The organism is Pseudochrobactrum sp. XF203, from assembly GCF_020341615.1.
GTDB lineage: Bacteria > Pseudomonadota > Alphaproteobacteria > Rhizobiales > Rhizobiaceae > Pseudochrobactrum > Pseudochrobactrum saccharolyticum.
This window is the reverse complement of the sequence record NZ_CP084392.1, coordinates 217,887-234,113: the sequence shown is the minus strand read 5'-3', so window position 1 is coordinate 234,113 and position 16,227 is coordinate 217,887. Positions and strand designations below refer to the sequence as shown.

The window sequence follows — 16,227 nt, the reverse complement described above, 5'->3', positions numbered from 1 at the left end:
AAAAGCGGAGAGGTTTCCCTCTCCGCTTTTTATTTCTCGCCCGTTACATCAGCCTGCCAGCGTATAGGCGGTTTTGACGGTGGTATAGAATTCCGCCGCGTAGCGACCCTGCTCACGCGAACCATAGCTGGAGCCTTTGCGACCACCGAACGGTACGTGGAAATCCACGCCTGCGGTTGGCAGATTGACCATCACCATGCCTGCATCGGAATTGCGTTTGAAATGCGTGGCATATTTCAGGCTGGTTGTTGCAATGCCGGAAGACAGGCCAAAAGCTGTGTCATTGGCGGTTGCAAGCGCTTCTTCATAGGACTTAACGCGGATGACGCTGGCCACAGGGCCGAAGATTTCCTCGCGGGAAATACGCATCTGGTTTGTCGCCTCTGTGAACAAGGCCGGACGCAGATAGAAGCCCGGTGTGCTGCGTTCCAGCTGCTCACCGCCAAAGGCCAGCTTGGCACCCTCTTGCGCACCCAGTGCAATATAATCCAAGTCTTGCTTCAGCTGACTGTCGTCTACCACAGGACCAATATGGGTGCCGGATTTCAGCGCATCATCAATCACCAGCGTCTTCATGCGGGCAACCAGTGCATCCACGAAGCGGTCATGAATACCGTCCTGCACAATCAGGCGGGAAGACGCGGTGCAACGCTGACCGGTCGAGAAGAAAGACGAATTGAGTGCCGCTTCGACGGCCACATCGAGATCTGCATCATCCAGAATAACAAACGGATTTTTACCACCCATTTCCAGCTGGAATTTGCGGTTATGGATGATCGAAGCCGCAGCAACACGCTGACCGGTGCCCGTGGAGCCGGTGAATGTCAGTGCATGAACATCAGCGCTGTCGAGAATGGCCTGACCAACAACCGAGCCCTTGCCCATCACCAGATTGAGAACGCCTTTTGGCAGGCCCGCACGGTGCAGAATATCGACGATTGCATGGGCGCAGCCCGGTACCAGATCAGCCGGTTTGAACACCACGGTGTTCCCGTAGCAAAGAGCCGGTGCAATCTTCCATGCCGGAATAGCAATCGGGAAGTTCCACGGGGTAATAATACCGACCACACCAACCGGTTCGCGGGTGATTTCCACACCGATATTCGGGCGCACGGATGGCAGAACTTCACCGGCAAGGCGCAGCGCTTCATTGGCAAAAAAGTCGAAAATCTGTGCGGCACGCATGGTTTCGCCAATGGCTTCCGGCAGGGTTTTACCCTCTTCGCGTGCCAGCAAGCGGCCGAGCTCTTCTTTGCGCGCCAGAATTTCATCCGAGGTTTTGCGCAGGATTGCATGGCGCTCCATAATGCCGGAACGTGACCAGGCCGGAAATGCAGCTTTGGCCGCGGCAATCGCATTCAGCGCATCGGCCTGAGATGCGCGGGCATATTCACCCACCACATCATTGGTATCAGACGGGCTGATATTCGGGATCGCCTCGCCGCCAACCCATTCGCCGTCAATCAAATTCTTATGCAATGTCATATTCTGCAAACTCCCCTTTGCGAATAGCCGGTCACTCGTTCCGCCAGCACCATGCCATATATGATGCATCAAACTAATATCATTTAAAGCATTATGACTATGGTTCAGGCCTCATAAAGCGATGCTCATTCGGAATGATACTGATATATCAGTATCTACAGGAAAAACGTGCACCTGTCATCACCTAATATTTTTTATCTCCGCACAGCATCTTTGATAAAGCCCTGCGCACCCTATATAAATGGCAAGACAAGAAACGGAGCGGAGCAATCATGATTATCGGCGAAGCAGAAAAAGCATCCGGCATTTCAGCCAAGATGATCCGCTATTATGAATCCATCGGCCTGATTGATGCGGCTGACCGCACGGCCTCCGGCTATCGTGTCTATTCCGACCGTGATGTGCAAAATCTGCGCTTCATCCGTCAGTGCCGCGATCTCGGCCTGTCGCTGGAACGAATTAAATTATTGCTCAATCTCTGGCGTAACGATCAGCGCGCATCTTCCGAAGTGAAGCAGATTGCGCTGGCGCATGTGGCTGAACTGGAAACCAAGATCGCTGATATGCGCTCTATGGCCGATACATTGCAGAAGCTGGCTGACCGCTGCCATGGCGATAATGATCCGGATTGCGCAATCATCAATGCTTTGTCGCTGCAAAATCAGATGACGCTCAATAAGAAAACCGGCAGCTCAAAAAGCAGCGCCAGGAAACAGCACCCGCATTGATCTTTTCCTGACCATTCTGCGCTTTTGTTTTATGCGCTCTTTTCTGAAGGCATATCAGGCAATGGCAGTTCAATAACAAAAACAAGGCCGTTTTTATCCCATATTTCCTTAAACGAGCCGCGCATCTGCACATCAATACTGAGCTGTTTGAGACGGGAGCCAAAACCACGCTGTGACGGTTCCTGCATAATTTGCGGCCCGCCGGTCTCCCGCCACTCAATCCGCATAAAATCCTCATATGCGGATAGTTCGATGCGAACATGTCCCTGCGGCACTGACAACGCTCCGTGTTTGACGGAATTGGTCATCAATTCATGAAACACCAGACTCATCGGCGTGACATGGGCAACGGGACATGAAAGTGCATCGCCTTCTATGGAAATGCGCTCCAAATCGGAAAAGACATAAGGCTGCGTAAGGCGGGTCAGCAATTCATTCAGTGAGATCGTGCTATGCTGCCCCGTAACAGCGGGTGTTTTCTGATAGGTCAGCTCAAATGCACCGGCCAGCGCTGTCATGCGCTCCCGCATCTGGCCGACATAATCCTGCACATCCGTTTTGCCCCGTGCGGACAAGCTCATCAGGCTGATAATCACCGCGAACATATTTTTCAGCCGGTGGTTCAGCTCCTGCGCCACCACTTCCCGCTGCTCCAGCGCCAGCTGTTCAGCGGTCACATTCACAATCAGCCCGAGAACCGAAGGTTTTCCGATATCCGTATAGATACGCCTGCCGATACCCGTGACCCAGACCGGATGCGGTTGTTCCGTATCGCGGATGCGGAAAGTCTCGCGGACAATATCGCCTGATGTCAGCGCGTTGCTCAAAGCAGTTTCGACGCGCAGCTTATCTTCTTCATGGACGAGAGGCATAAAATCCGTAACAAAATTGATTTTACGCCTGTCCTTAAATGCCAGCATGTGGCTGGCACGGCCATCAAGGCTGACTTCGGCATCTTCTGGGTTATACTCCCAGACACCGATATTACCGGCATCCAGCGCCATTTGCAGGCGCAATTGCGCTTCCAGAAGTTTCAGCTCTTTCGCACGGTTGCGCTTATCAGCCTGTATCAATGCCTCACTGACAACATCCAGCTCGCGAATACCCGAGCCCAGCGGCTTAATCGCCTGCACATCCCCCACAGCCATAGCCTGTGCGGCAAGTTTTCTGACCGGCTTCGAAATCCGGCGTCCGAAGAACCCTGCCAGCAAGGCACTCAGCAATAATGTGCCCAGTAACAGGATGATAAAATAGGCAAAAGCCACCCAAACCGGCCAGTTCAGCTCTGAGCGGTTAACACCGATCGCAATGCGCCAGTCGCTCAGCGGCGAACGGATATAATAACCGGCCACCTGATTGCCATCGAGAATCTGTCCGCGCCAACGCCCCTGCTTATCTGTGGCTTCTGCACGTAATTTATCCGGTATCAGCTGCCCCGTATAATCATTGCTGTTATTATTACGCGCCAGAACCTGATCATTCTGATCCACCACAACCGCAATCCAGTTTTTGGATATACCGCTCAAATTTAAAAGATCGGTAATGCGCTGTGCTTCCATGCTCAGCGCCAGAAAATAATTGATTTTCCCGTCAACAAAAACCGGACGAACCACCGTAAAACAGTAGGGTGTATTTTCATGAGCACGCCGCACACCGGTGACATAGGGTTTGCCTGCCGCTTTGGCAGCCGCAAGATCTGTTTTTGTCAGCAGCGGCAGATCACCGACCCGTGCAGGATCCGAGGCAACCAGCAGCTTCGCCTCAGGATCATAGACCGTAATATTGATGTTTAATTCCTGCGCCATATCATGCAGGGTCGTTTGGAGAATATCAAAACGGCCATTCTTCAGAATATTGGAATAGCTGATTATTTCAGCGGCGCGCTGAAGGCCATAGACCTCACGGTCGATTGTAACGGCGAGGGATTGGGTAACATCAAAAGCCTGATTTTCAATATGACTTCTTTCCTGCAAAACCAGAAGCCATAGAAAAAAGCCGACCAAAATAATCAGAGGAAGCAACAGAGCGAGCGCAAATAGCGTGAGATGTCGCTTCAAATCTGCCTCTCCCTGATCGGTTCAGTGCAGATGCCGGTCATTTTACGGGAAAACCCGTTCTGATGACAGTCAAACAAAGAACGATAGTCGCAATCTTTGACCAAACATAAAAAAATTATTTCATCATAGCAAGTCAGTAAAAAAGCAGGCGCTCAATCCGCTAATATTGCGATGTAACCTGTTTTTTGTTGTCCTGACCGGTCGTGGCATAAATACCGGCACTGATAAACGGAAACATCTTTTCTTTGGAATAGCTGTTTCCGAACATCATATCATACTGAACCTGACGGTAATCCTGCAAAATCTGCGGCATTACCGGTTGCTGCATCCATCCGGCATGGGGCGTGTAATCTTTATCCAGCAGCAAATGGCCATCAATCACGCTATATTCCTGATGCACTTTGCCCAGAAAACCGGTGTAGTAAGGATGCTGGAGACCGGCCATTTCCAGAACATAAAGCGGCAGGAAAGACGGGCTGATTGTGCCGACACCGCGCAAACTGTCTGTACGGCTTGACCACAGCACCAGCGGCGTTTCATGCTGCGCCAGCATATGATCGGCCGTATCCACGCGGCTGGCCGTACGGTTCTTCATATAACCGCTCTCAACATAGACATCGCCGAGCGGCGGCAGATGATCGCCGAAGAAAACAATAATTGTTTCCCGCTCGCGCTTCTTCGCCCAGGCCATCAATCGTCCCAGATTGATATCCGCATCCTGTGCGCCCTGTGCAAAAGACCGCACAGACCCTTTGGATGCCTCACTCACAGCGCTGTCAGCATTGGTAACAACTTTGATCTGGCTGTCCGGATAGCGGCTTGGCGCATAAGGACCATGCCCCTGCAGAGATACACCGAACAGGAAGAGCGGCTTTTCCGCCTCTTCAGCCGAGCGGATAATCTCGCTGGTGAATTCTTCATCGGAAGCCAGATGGCCTTTTTTCATCAGCTCCGGCAGATTTTCTTCGGACAGGAATTTATCAAAGCCGAAATTTTCATAGACGGAGCCACGGTTCCAGAACCACTGGCGATAGGGATGCAGTGCACGGGTTTCATAACCCTGCTCGCTGAAGAATGAGGCCAGCGAAGGCACAGGTCTGCGCACATATTGCTGATAGGGAATGCTGCCATAAGGCAAAAAGGCATTCGAAAAACCGGTCAGCGCTTCAAATTCAACATTTGCGGTCATGCCGCCGAATTCCGGCGAAAACACATGGCCAGACTGATTGGCACGCACATTTTTGATCGGATCTTCATCAAAGGCCACACCCGGAAGACGGGATGGATCCCAGAAAGATTCGCTCATAATCACAATAACATCCGGTTTTTCATCATTGCGTGCAGCAACCGGAACAATGGTATTGCCGTGGGCAGAAGATGAGCCGCCCAGCAGACCGCTGTCATCATCCGCAGGGAATAAATATTCCGCAATGCTTGCAATCCGCTCCTGCGAATAGCCGTTCGGCGCAGAGACATTGGCCATGGGAATATTGAAAATAAACGCCACAACCAAACCGTTATGGGCGTAATTTTCTTTCTGATCCCACATCATCGGCACAATGCCCATGCGGTCGCGGATATAAGAGAAGCTGGAATAATCGGAAATACTGCCGAACCAGATCAGAGCCGGCATAGCCACAGCAAGACGTGCCGCACGCGCAGTCCAGCTCAGGCGCGGCACAGAGCGACGGAAAAAGCGCCAGCAAAAATACAAAGCCGCAAGTGCTGCCATCGAGGCGAGTACGATCAGCACCGCATCCAGTGGCCTGTCACGCACCAGCAATGGCATCAGATCAACAACCTGACGGGTATAAAGCAGATCGCTCGGATAGAGCGGATCGCCGAGATACATGCCCTTTTGCCGGCTGAACCATGCAAGACCGAGCAAAACCGGCGCAACAATTAAAATACCCTGCCACAAGCGCCCCAGCAGGCTGTCCAGTAAGAACAGTGTGAGGAAAACAAGACCCAATGTTGTCCAGAGCGGGCGGTGTGTCAGCGTAAAATACTGCTTCCATGATGCAGCGGAACCGCGCATCAGCCACTCGGTCAGCATCACGACAGACAGGGTGAGGAACAGCGTTCCGGCTGTGGCAATCAATGCGCGCCAGAACCAGTGCCTGCGGGCAAAATATGCACAGAACCGGCCATCGCGCCGCGCCGCATTCCGCTTATCCCCGTGATTCAGCGCGCTGTCAGAATAAGGGACAGTATGCGGTGCATGATGAGGGACCGGCGTTGCAAGATTGCTCAATGGGCAGCTTCCAAAATAACAGGAACTTTCCGGTTCCTGCAGCGTTACACGATGCGTCTGCCTGTTTGTCTCTGCCGGTAATTTTACCGGTCATTGCTGATAAAAAAGCAGTCACAAAGACTTCACAAAAACTTCACACAGGCGTTAGCTTTTAGGTAAACAGGCAGTCCGAAGCAAGAGATGACAAAGAGCAAAGACGACAAATTCCACCGCCGGATATGCTCCGGCACTGTTCTGCATTCAAAAAAACAAAATTGTAAAAAAACGTCACAAATAATGAAACATCGCCAGAACGATAATTCTCTATATTTTTCAAATAGATGTGATTTTATTCACTATTTTTCCTCAGAAATATCTGGAAAAAAATTATCGCAGGCTTGTAATGTAGTTTTAAGATTTGTGATGTGTCGTGTAGGCTTATCATGCGGTGTAAACAGCCGCACGGCACTGCCGGGCATGATGTTTGCCAACTAAAAGACACGGAGCCTTTATGACAACTGCCCCGCTGAACAGTCAGATCGACTCCCCGCTGTATTTTCAGCCTGCTTTATCAGAGAATGATTTTCGTTTGCTCTTCACACAGCACCCTATTCCGATGTGGCTGTATGATCCGATTTCGCTCAAATTTTTATTGCTGAATGACGCTGCTTTTGAATTTTACGGCTATACGCCGGAGCAGATGAGCCGGATGACTGTGCTGGATATCCGCCCTGAATCCGAGCACGAACGCATGATCGCTGCCATCCACGCGGAAACTGACTTCGGAAAGCCGCAAATCTGGAAACATCTGAAAGCCAATGGCGAGACAATTGAAGTCATCACCTATGGACGACGCACAAATTTCAACGATCAGCCTGCTATCCTCGCGATCATTCAGGATCAGACCGAAATCCGCAAAGCGCGCAATGAAATCAGCCAGACCCGCTCATTGCTCGACAGCCTGATCAAAAACCTGCCGATCGGGGTTTTCATTAAAGATATGCAGGATAGCGGGCGCTATGTTCTGTTTAATGAAACAGCCAGTGCCATTACCGGCAAAGAATCTGCGCATGTTATCGGCAAAGCTGATCATCAGGTTTTCAATGAAGAAGATGCCCGCAATTTTATCACGCAGGATCAATATGTGATGGAGAGTGACAGTGTTTTTACTGTCGAAAATGAAATTCCGTTGCGCAGTCACAGCCGCCATGTACGGGTAATGAAACGCACAATTCCGTCGCAAAACGGAGAAAAGCCGCGTTATCTGATCGGGTTGATGGAAGATATCACGGAAGAACAGGCTCTGCAGGCGCATCTGACCTATACGGCCATGCATGACTCGCTGACAAATCTGCCGAACCGTGTCTATTTTTCGCGCCATACGACGGATTTATTCTCCAAAAAGGAAGCAATCCAGAGCCATGCCCTGCTGTTTCTTGATGTCGATCACTTCAAACATATCAATGACAGTATCGGCCATGCGGCAGGCGATGCCCTGCTCTGTCAGGTTGCGCGCCGTCTCAGCGCCTTTCTGAAACCGCAGGATTTTATTGCCCGTCTTGGCGGTGATGAATTTGCGATCATCCATCCTTTTGATCCGGAAAACCCTGATCACCGGCAGGAAATCGGCCATTTTGCTGAAGAAATCACCAATCTGTTCAGCAAACCTTTTCATCTGGACGGCAGTCCTGAATATGTCGGCTGCACCATCGGTGTTGTCATTGCCCCCGAAGATGGTGAGGATATTGATACGCTGTTGCGCAATGCTGATCTGGCGCTTTATGCTGCCAAGGCAGACCGGCGCGGTGTGTACCGTTTTTATGAAAGATCCATGCGCGAGGCAGTCGAAAAACGCCACCGCACGGCTTTGGAATTGCATACCGCTCTGCAAAACAATGAATTTGTGCTGTTTTATCAGCCGATTTTCTCGCTGACGACAGATCTTATTACCGGTTGTGAAGCTCTGTTGCGCTGGCAGCACCCGACACGCGGACTGGTCGCACCGGATGATTTCATTCCGATTGCCGAAGATACCGGCATCATTTCTGCAATCGGTGCCTGGGTTCTGCGGCAGGCCTGTCAGGATGCCATTTCATGGCCGGAGAAAATCAAAGTTTCTGTCAATCTGTCGCCGGTACAGTTTAACAGCCGCAACATGCTGGACATGGTAAAATCCGCGCTTGAAGAAAGCGGCTTGCAGGCCAACCGTCTGGAACTGGAAATCACCGAAACAGTGCTGCTGTCCAATACCGAGCATAATACCGAATTGTTATTCGAATTGCGCAATCTGGGCGTGAGCATTGCCATGGACGATTTTGGCACCGGCTATTCGTCCCTCAATTATTTGCGCACTTTCCCTTTTGACAAAATCAAGATTGATCGCAGTTTTGTGTCCAATATTGATAATGACAAACGCAATCTGGCGATCATTCAGGCTGTGGTTTCTCTGGGCAGCGCGTTCAATATTGTGACGACGGCAGAAGGCGTGGAAACACAGGAACAGCTCACGCGCCTGAAAGACGAACAATTCGGTGAGGTACAGGGATTTTTTACCGGAAAACCGATGTCACAGCGCGATGTTTGTGACTTCATCGCGGGATATGACGGATAAATAGACATAAAATCAAATAGTTAAGCTAAATACATTTCTTTCGGAAAAAGCTCTTGACCTTCCCATCATGGGAAGCCCAATCTTCTTGTCAACATCAACAAAAGCGCTGACATGCGCCTGAAACCGACAAGAAAGGCAGGGCTTCCAAAGGCGGGACTTTCCGCATAATCAGCCCTGAAGATCATCATGACACAATCCGTTTCCTCCACTGTTCTGCTCTCTGTTGACGGTATGGGCTGCGGTTCCTGCGTGGCAAAAATTGAGAAAACCGCCAAAGCCGTTGAAGGTGTCAGCACCGTCAGCGTTGATCTGGCGAAAAAACAAGCCAGCATCGGTTTTTCGGCTCCGGCAAATGCCGCGACAATTGCCAAAGCCATTGATGCGGCAGGTTACGAAACAAAAATCCTCGGCTAAAGGCAGGAGTTTCTGTCATGACCAAACATAGTCACCCTGAGCAGACACGCTCGGGTCAGCCTGTTGTTACGCTTGATATTGACGGCATGACCTGCGCCTCCTGTGTAGGCCGTGTGGAAAAAGCCTTGCTCGCTTTACCGGGCGTCGACAGTGCGACAGTCAATCTGGCGACACAGCAGGCCACCGTGCGCTTTGCAGATAAGCCGGATGCAGGCCTTGCTGCCGAAGCCGTCAAGAAAGCCGGTTACACCGCGCATATTCCGCAACCTCCGGCACAGGTAGTGCTGGAAGTGGATGGCATGACCTGCGCATCCTGTGTCGGACGCGTGGAAAAGACCCTGCAATCCTCTGCCGGCGTTGCTGCGGCCTCTGTTAATCTGGTGACCAAACGCGCCAGCATCACGCTCAATGATCCGTCAGTCACGCCGCAAATGCTGGCAGATATTGTTACCAAAAGCGGTTATCCGGCACAGCCTGTGACAGCGGTCGCTCCTGCAAGCGGTGCGGAACGCCGTGCAGAGAAAAATGATGCCGAGATTAAAACCCTCAAGCGCGATGTACTGATTGCCGGTGCTTTGGCGCTGCCGGTTTTCATCACAGAAATGGGTTCGCATCTGTTCCCGCCGCTGCATCATTTTATTGCCGGCTCAATCGGTACGCAGAACAGCTGGTATCTCCAGTTCATTCTCACAACGCTCGTATTGTTTGGTCCGGGTCTGCGTTTCTTCCGTATCGGTATTCCTGCACTGTTGCGCGGCGGTCCGGACATGAACTCGCTCGTAGCTGTCGGCACATTGGCGGCATGGGGCTTCTCGGTTGTTGCAACCTTCATGCCCTCTGTCCTGCCAGCGCAAACCGTCAATGTCTATTATGAGGCAGCAGCGGTTATCGTTACGCTGATCCTGATCGGCCGCTGGATGGAAGCCCGCGCCAAAGGCCGTACATCCCATGCCATTGCCCATCTGCTCGGGCTTCAGGCCAAAACCGCTCGTGTGGTGCGTGACGGCGTGGCACAGGATGTTCCGCTGGAGGATGTGCGTGCAGGCGATCTCGTTCTGGTGCGTCCGGGTGAGAAAGTGCCGGTCGACGGCGAGATCACCGAGGGTACGTCTTATATTGATGAATCCATGATTACCGGTGAGCCAATCCCTGCCACGAAAAATGTCGGTGATACGGTTGTCGGTGGTACGGTCAACAAGACCGGCGCCTTCACCTATCGCGCCACCAAGGTTGGTGCGGATATGGTGATCTCGCAGATCATCCGCATGGTGGAGGATGCACAGGCCGACAAGCTGCCGATACAGAACCTGATTGATAAGGTCACGACATGGTTTGTGCCTGCAGTTATGCTCGCAGCCTTTGTCACCTTCCTGATCTGGTTTATCTTCGGCCCTGAACCGGCCTTCACTTTCGCGCTGGCTAATGCCATTGCCGTGCTGATTATCGCCTGTCCTTGTGCCATGGGCCTGGCAACACCGACCTCGATCATGGTCGGTACCGGTCGCGGTGCGGAAATGGGTGTGCTGTTCCGACGTGGTGATGCCCTGCAAAGCCTGCGCGATGCTGATATTATCGCTTTCGACAAAACCGGCACGCTGACCATTGGCAAGCCTGTGCTGTCGCAGTTCCATACATTCGGCAATCAGAGTGCTGATGACATGCTGGCTTTGGCAGCCGCATTGGAATCCCGCTCAGAACATCCGATTGCGACTGCTGTGGTGCAGGCTGCGGAAGACAAAGGTCTGAAACAGCCGGAAGTCAAAGAGTTTGAAGCTGTACCGGGCTTCGGCGTCAGTGGCATGGTTGACAGTCAGCCCGTCCATGTCGGTGCAGAACGTTTCATGAAAAAGCTCGGCATTGATGTCAGCACCGGTGCAGAGGCAGCAGCAGCAATGACTGCCAAAGCGCAATCCGTTCTCTATATGGCTCGCGATGGTGCACTTGTCGCCGCCTTCTCCGTGGCCGATGAGCTGAAACCGACAACCAAAGCCACGATTGATGCCCTGCATAAGCTTGGCCTGAAAGTGGCGATGATTACCGGAGACAGCAAAGTCGTGGCCAATGCCATTGCCAAAGAACTCGGTATTGATGAGGTATCAGCGGAAGTTCTGCCGGATGGTAAAGTGGAAGCACTGAAGCGTCTCGCAGGTTCTGACCGCAAGATCATCTTTGTCGGCGATGGCATCAATGATGCACCGGCACTGGCTGCGGCTGATGTGGGTGTGGCCGTGGGCACCGGTACGGATATCGCTATTGAAAGCGCCGATGTGGTGCTGATGAGCGGCGATCTAACTGCTGTTGTGGATGCGATTGCTCTGTCCAAAGCGACAATCCGCAATATTCGTCAAAACCTGTTCTGGGCGTTTTCCTACAATACCGCACTCATTCCGGTTGCAGCAGGCCTGCTCTACCCGTTTTACGGCATCCTGCTCTCGCCGGTACTGGCTGCGGCAGCCATGGCATTGTCGAGCATCTTCGTGCTGACCAATGCGCTGCGCCTGCGCAGTTTCACCAGCACACGTTTATAAAAGCACCATCCTCCCAAGGCTAATGCTCTGAAGATAAACGCCGCTCTCAACAGGGCGGCGTTTTCATTGATTAGAGAATTGATTTACTTATTGTTTTACAGAATTTCCTGCGCCTTTTCCTGTCAGAATTAACTGTATCTGCGCCGATTCATTTGTTCTATTTTCAAATAAATGTTTCGAAGCACTTCCCGCTGTGCTTTACTGATCTATATTCTTCCCCATTCAATAAATAAGGGGTAGCATTGTGTTAGTTTCATTAACAGCCATCCTCTTTGCGTTCATAGGCATCGCGCTTGGTTATGGTGGCATAAAACTCGCCCTGCTGGGCGGCAGCCTTTATTACATTATTACAGCGGCCGGTTTCTTACTGACCGCCATACTGCTTTTCACCCGCCGTGCTGCGGCACTCTGGGTCTATGCCCTGATCATTCTCGGCACACTCGGCTGGGCATTTTATGAAGTCGGTTTTGACTGGTGGCCGCTCGGCTCACGCGGCGGCATTATTGTGCTGCTGGGTCTGTGGCTGTTGCTGCCACCGATCCGCAAAGCGCTCAGCCCTGCCAGCAGAGAAGTGGCACCAACGATAGAACAGGCACGTGCAGGCAGCGCCAGTCCTCTGCCGCTGCTGGGGGCAATCGCGGCCGCATTGATTGTTGCCGGTATCTCAATCACCAAAGATCCGCATAATCTCGACGGCTCCCTTCCCACGGAAGCGGTCGCGGCAACACCGGATATGGGCAATATGGTACCGGATGGCGAATGGCATCAATATGGCCGCACGCAATATGGTCAGCGTTATTCACCGCTCACACAAATCACACCGGAAAATGTGGCTAGCCTGCAGCTTGCATGGCAGTACCAAACCGGCGATGTACGTCAGCCGCAGGATGTGACGGAAACCACTTATCAGGTGACACCGCTCAAGATTGAAGACACGCTTTATCTCTGCACGCCGCATAATATTGCCATTGCGCTGGATGCGGATACCGGCAAGGAAAAATGGCGCTATAACCCTGAGGTCAGCGCCAATACCCAGCGCCAGCACCAGACCTGCCGTGGCGTGACCTATTGGAAAGACCAGAGCGTTGCCGCAGATCAGGCCTGTTATGAGCGGGTTTATCTGCCGACATCGGATGCGCATCTGATTGCACTGGATGCCAAAACCGGCCAGATTTGCGAGAGTTTTGCCGAAAAAGGCGTGCTCGATCTGACCCGCGGCATGAAATATAATCCGTCCGGCTATTATTACTCTACCTCCCCGCCAACTGCGATGGACGGAAAAATCATCGTCGGCGGCGCAGTGAATGATAATTTCTCGACGCAGGAACAGTCGGGCGTTATCCGCGCCTTTGATATTCTCACCGGTCAGCTGTTGTGGAACTGGGATTCCGGTAATCCTGATGTCACCACACCGATTGCGGACGGTGAGCATTACACCACCAATTCACCGAACAGCTGGTCGGTATTCAGCGCTGATGAAAATCTCGGCCTCATCTATATACCTCTCGGTAATCAGGTGCCGGATCAGCTCGGCATGGGGCGCAGTGAGGCGGTAGAGAAATATTCTTCCTCCATCACAGCTCTGGATGTAAAAACCGGTCAGGTTCGCTGGGTACGCCAGACTGTGCATCATGATCTCTGGGATATGGACGTGCCTGCTCAGCCCGTGCTGCTCGACATTACCAATAAGAGCGGACAAGCTGTGCCTGCACTGGTAGGCCCGACCAAGCAGGGCGATATTTATGTGCTCGACCGGCGCACCGGTGAAGCGATTATTCCTGTGACCGAAGTTGCAGCCCCGACAGGTGCAATACCGGAAGACTTCTCCGCACCGACACAGCCGCTTTCCGGTCTCAGCTTCAATCCTCCGCCGCTGACGGAAGCCAATATGTGGGGGGCAACGATGTTCGATCAGCTTGCCTGCCGCATCCAGTTCCGCTCGCTGCGCTATGAAGGTCGTTACACCCCGCCTTCCCTGCAGGGTACAATTGTCTATCCCGGCAATTTCGGCGTCTTTAACTGGGGCAGTGTGGCGGTTGATCCGAAACGTCAGGTGATGTTCGGTATGCCGACCTATCTGGCCTTCACCTCTCGCCTTGTGCCTGCGGATCAGATTCCGCCGAAAGGTGAGGATGAAAAAGCCAGTGAACAAGGGTTGAACCGTAATGACGGCGCGCCTTACGGCGTATTTATGGGGCCACTCCTGTCACCGCTTGGCATTCCGTGCCAGTCGCCGCCATGGGGCTATGTGGCCGGTGTTGACCTGCGCACAGGCAAGATCGCCTATAAACATAAAAACGGTACGGTAGAAGATATGGCACCGGTGCCAATTCCGCTGAAACTTGGCGTGCCGGGTATCGGCGGGCCGATGATTACCGCAGGCGGCGTTGCCTTCCTCGGTGCAGCGGTTGACGATTATCTGCGCGCCTATGATCTCACAACCGGTAAGCAACTCTGGCAGACACGTCTGCCTGCGGGTGGTCAGTCCACACCGATGAGCTATACCGGCAAAGACGGCAAACAATATGTGCTGATCGTGGCCGGTGGCCATGGTTCAGTCGGCACCAAAGCCGGTGATTATGTGATGTCTTACAAGCTGCCATAAGCCACACAGACATATAAAAAAGGGCGGAATTTCCGCCCTTTTTTACGTCACGCCTTGGGAGCAATTAAATCGTACAAATCGTCGAGCGGGTCAGAAAACGCACTTCACGGCCATTATCGAGCGAGAACATACCGCCCCGCCCCGGCACCACATCAATAATCAGATCCGTATGTTTCCATGCTTCATATTGCGAGCGGCTGATATAAAACGGCGCACCGCCAATTTCACCCAATTGCACATCCTGATCACCGATCAGAAAATCACCTTGTGCATAGCACATCGGCGATGAACCATCACAGCAACCGCCGGACTGGTGAAACATCACAGGGCCGTATTCTGCCTGCAATTCGGCAATCAGTTTGAGGGCGTCAGGCGTCGCAGTCACTTTGTTCAGCGGTGCTGTATTCGTGTTCATTTCTGCTTCAATCATGACACCCTCCTGTTCGTAAGTTACTTCGTCATATCCATCACGATACGGCCTTCGATTTCACCTTTGCGCATCTTGTCGAAAATCGCGTTGATATTCTCCAGCCTGTCAGTGCTGATCGTCGCCTTCACTTTACCATCTGCAGCAAAATCAAGCGACTCCTGTAAATCCAGCCTTGTGCCGACAATGGAACCGCGCAATGTCACGCCATTCAGCACCATGTTGAAAATCGACACAGGAAACTCACCGGCAGGAAGACCGTTGAAAGCAATCGTGCCGCCACGCGACATCATCCCCAGCGCCTGCTGGAATGCTTTTGGCGAAACCGCCGTCACCAGTGCGCCCTGCGCACCGCCATCGGTCAGTTTTTTCACTTCGGCTGCCGGATCATTACTGGTTTTGGCATTGACGGTTGCGACTGCACCCAGCCGTCGCGCCAGATCGAGTTTGGCATCATCAATATCGACAGCCACAACATTGAGCCCCATGGCTTTGGCATATTGCACCGCCATATGGCCAAGCCCGCCGATACCGGAAATCACCATCCAGTCACCGGGTTTGGTATCCGTGACTTTCAGCCCTTTATAAACGGTCACACCAGCGCAGAGTACCGGCGCGATTTCGTTAAACTCGATATTCTTCGGCAAATGACCGACGAAATTCGGATCAGCCACCACATAATCGGCAAAGCCGCCATTCACAGAATAGCCGGTATTTTCCTGCGATTCACACAAGGTCTCCCAACCACCGAGACAATGGTTGCAATAGCCGCAAGCCGTATAAAGCCACGGAATACCAACGCGGTCACCTTCCTTGACATGTTTGACACCGGCACCGACGCCGGAGACATAGCCCACACCTTCATGTCCCGGAATAAATGGCGGATTGGGTTTCACCGGCCAATCGCCTTCAGCCGCATGAAGATCGGTGTGACAGACACCGGATGCCTGAATAGCAACCTGAATTTGCCCCGGCCCCGGCACAGGTATCGGCACTTCATCAATTGTCAGGGGTTTTCCGAATTCACGTACAACAGCGGCTTTCATAGTTTTTGCCATAACAATCTCCTTTGGCAGAAAGAGAGGCACTCCTTCTGTTCCATTCATGACACCAACATTACGGAAAGTCGGCGAGCCGGA

10 protein-coding genes are annotated in these 16,227 nt (G+C 52.4%); 5 read left to right on the top strand and 5 right to left on the bottom strand.

The genetic code is table 11. The features are described from left to right. Positions 1-48: 48 nt before the first annotated feature. Positions 49-1,485 (bottom strand): aldehyde dehydrogenase family protein, encoded by a 1,437-nt coding sequence (locus LDL70_RS00965; protein ID WP_225686070.1) that lies wholly within the window; start codon positions 1,483-1,485, stop codon positions 49-51. Positions 1,486-1,757: 272 nt separating this feature from the next. On the opposite strand from LDL70_RS00965, the gene cueR reads away from it, so the two are divergent. Beyond that, positions 1,758-2,213, top strand: a complete 456-nt coding sequence (gene cueR, locus LDL70_RS00960; RefSeq protein ID WP_225686062.1) for a Cu(I)-responsive transcriptional regulator — start codon at positions 1,758-1,760, stop codon at positions 2,211-2,213. A gap of 29 nt (positions 2,214-2,242) precedes the next feature. Here cueR and LDL70_RS00955 read toward each other — a convergent pair whose 3' ends face one another. Further along, a complete protein-coding gene (locus LDL70_RS00955) occupies positions 2,243-4,270 on the bottom strand; it encodes a sensor histidine kinase (RefSeq protein WP_225686053.1) in 2,028 nt (675 codons plus the stop codon). A 160-nt stretch (positions 4,271-4,430) separates the two neighbouring features. Further along, entirely contained in the window at positions 4,431-6,524 is a 2,094-nt protein-coding gene (locus tag LDL70_RS00950) for an LTA synthase family protein (protein WP_225686051.1), read from the bottom strand. A gap of 490 nt (positions 6,525-7,014) precedes the next feature. On the opposite strand from LDL70_RS00950, the gene LDL70_RS00945 reads away from it, so the two are divergent. The 4 genes from LDL70_RS00945 (at position 7,015) to LDL70_RS00930 (ending at position 14,661) form a co-directional block, all read left to right on the top strand. Beyond that, positions 7,015-9,114, top strand: coding sequence for a bifunctional diguanylate cyclase/phosphodiesterase (locus LDL70_RS00945; protein ID WP_225686049.1), 2,100 nt, complete (start codon positions 7,015-7,017; stop codon positions 9,112-9,114). A gap of 186 nt (positions 9,115-9,300) precedes the next feature. Continuing rightward, on the top strand, positions 9,301-9,528 hold the full coding sequence (locus tag LDL70_RS00940; RefSeq protein ID WP_075654115.1) for a heavy-metal-associated domain-containing protein: 228 nt from the start codon (positions 9,301-9,303) through the stop codon (positions 9,526-9,528). A gap of 17 nt (positions 9,529-9,545) precedes the next feature. After that, entirely contained in the window at positions 9,546-12,056 is a 2,511-nt protein-coding gene (locus LDL70_RS00935; protein WP_225686041.1) for a heavy metal translocating P-type ATPase, read from the top strand. 244 nt (positions 12,057-12,300) lie between these two features. After that, positions 12,301-14,661 carry a glucose/quinate/shikimate family membrane-bound PQQ-dependent dehydrogenase gene (locus tag LDL70_RS00930; protein ID WP_225686039.1) on the top strand — a complete coding sequence of 787 codons (2,361 nt, stop codon included), beginning with the start codon at positions 12,301-12,303 and terminating at the stop codon, positions 14,659-14,661. 64 nt (positions 14,662-14,725) lie between these two features. On the opposite strand, the gene LDL70_RS00925 is transcribed toward LDL70_RS00930, so the two are convergent. Together LDL70_RS00925 and LDL70_RS00920 are read right to left on the bottom strand one after the other, a co-directional pair. Further along, a complete protein-coding gene (locus LDL70_RS00925) occupies positions 14,726-15,091 on the bottom strand; it encodes a DUF779 domain-containing protein (protein WP_225686037.1) in 366 nt (121 codons plus the stop codon). A gap of 20 nt (positions 15,092-15,111) precedes the next feature. Continuing rightward, positions 15,112-16,146 carry a zinc-dependent alcohol dehydrogenase gene (locus tag LDL70_RS00920; RefSeq protein WP_028233590.1) on the bottom strand — a complete coding sequence of 345 codons (1,035 nt, stop codon included), beginning with the start codon at positions 16,144-16,146 and terminating at the stop codon, positions 15,112-15,114. Positions 16,147-16,227 lie beyond the last annotated feature (81 nt).

Excerpts from the sequence above, each read along its gene's own strand:
- LDL70_RS00965 (WP_225686070.1), bottom strand. The coding sequence starts at position 1,485 with ATGACATTGCATAAGAATTTGATTGACGGCGAATGGGTTGGCGGCGAG.
- cueR (WP_225686062.1), top strand. The coding sequence starts at position 1,758 with ATGATTATCGGCGAAGCAGAAAAAGCATCCGGCATTTCAGCCAAGATG.
- LDL70_RS00945 (WP_225686049.1), top strand. The coding sequence starts at position 7,015 with ATGACAACTGCCCCGCTGAACAGTCAGATCGACTCCCCGCTGTATTTT.
- LDL70_RS00940 (WP_075654115.1), top strand. The coding sequence starts at position 9,301 with ATGACACAATCCGTTTCCTCCACTGTTCTGCTCTCTGTTGACGGTATG.
- LDL70_RS00935 (WP_225686041.1), top strand. The coding sequence starts at position 9,546 with ATGACCAAACATAGTCACCCTGAGCAGACACGCTCGGGTCAGCCTGTT.
- LDL70_RS00925 (WP_225686037.1), bottom strand. The coding sequence starts at position 15,091 with ATGATTGAAGCAGAAATGAACACGAATACAGCACCGCTGAACAAAGTG.
- LDL70_RS00920 (WP_028233590.1), bottom strand. The coding sequence starts at position 16,146 with ATGGCAAAAACTATGAAAGCCGCTGTTGTACGTGAATTCGGAAAACCC.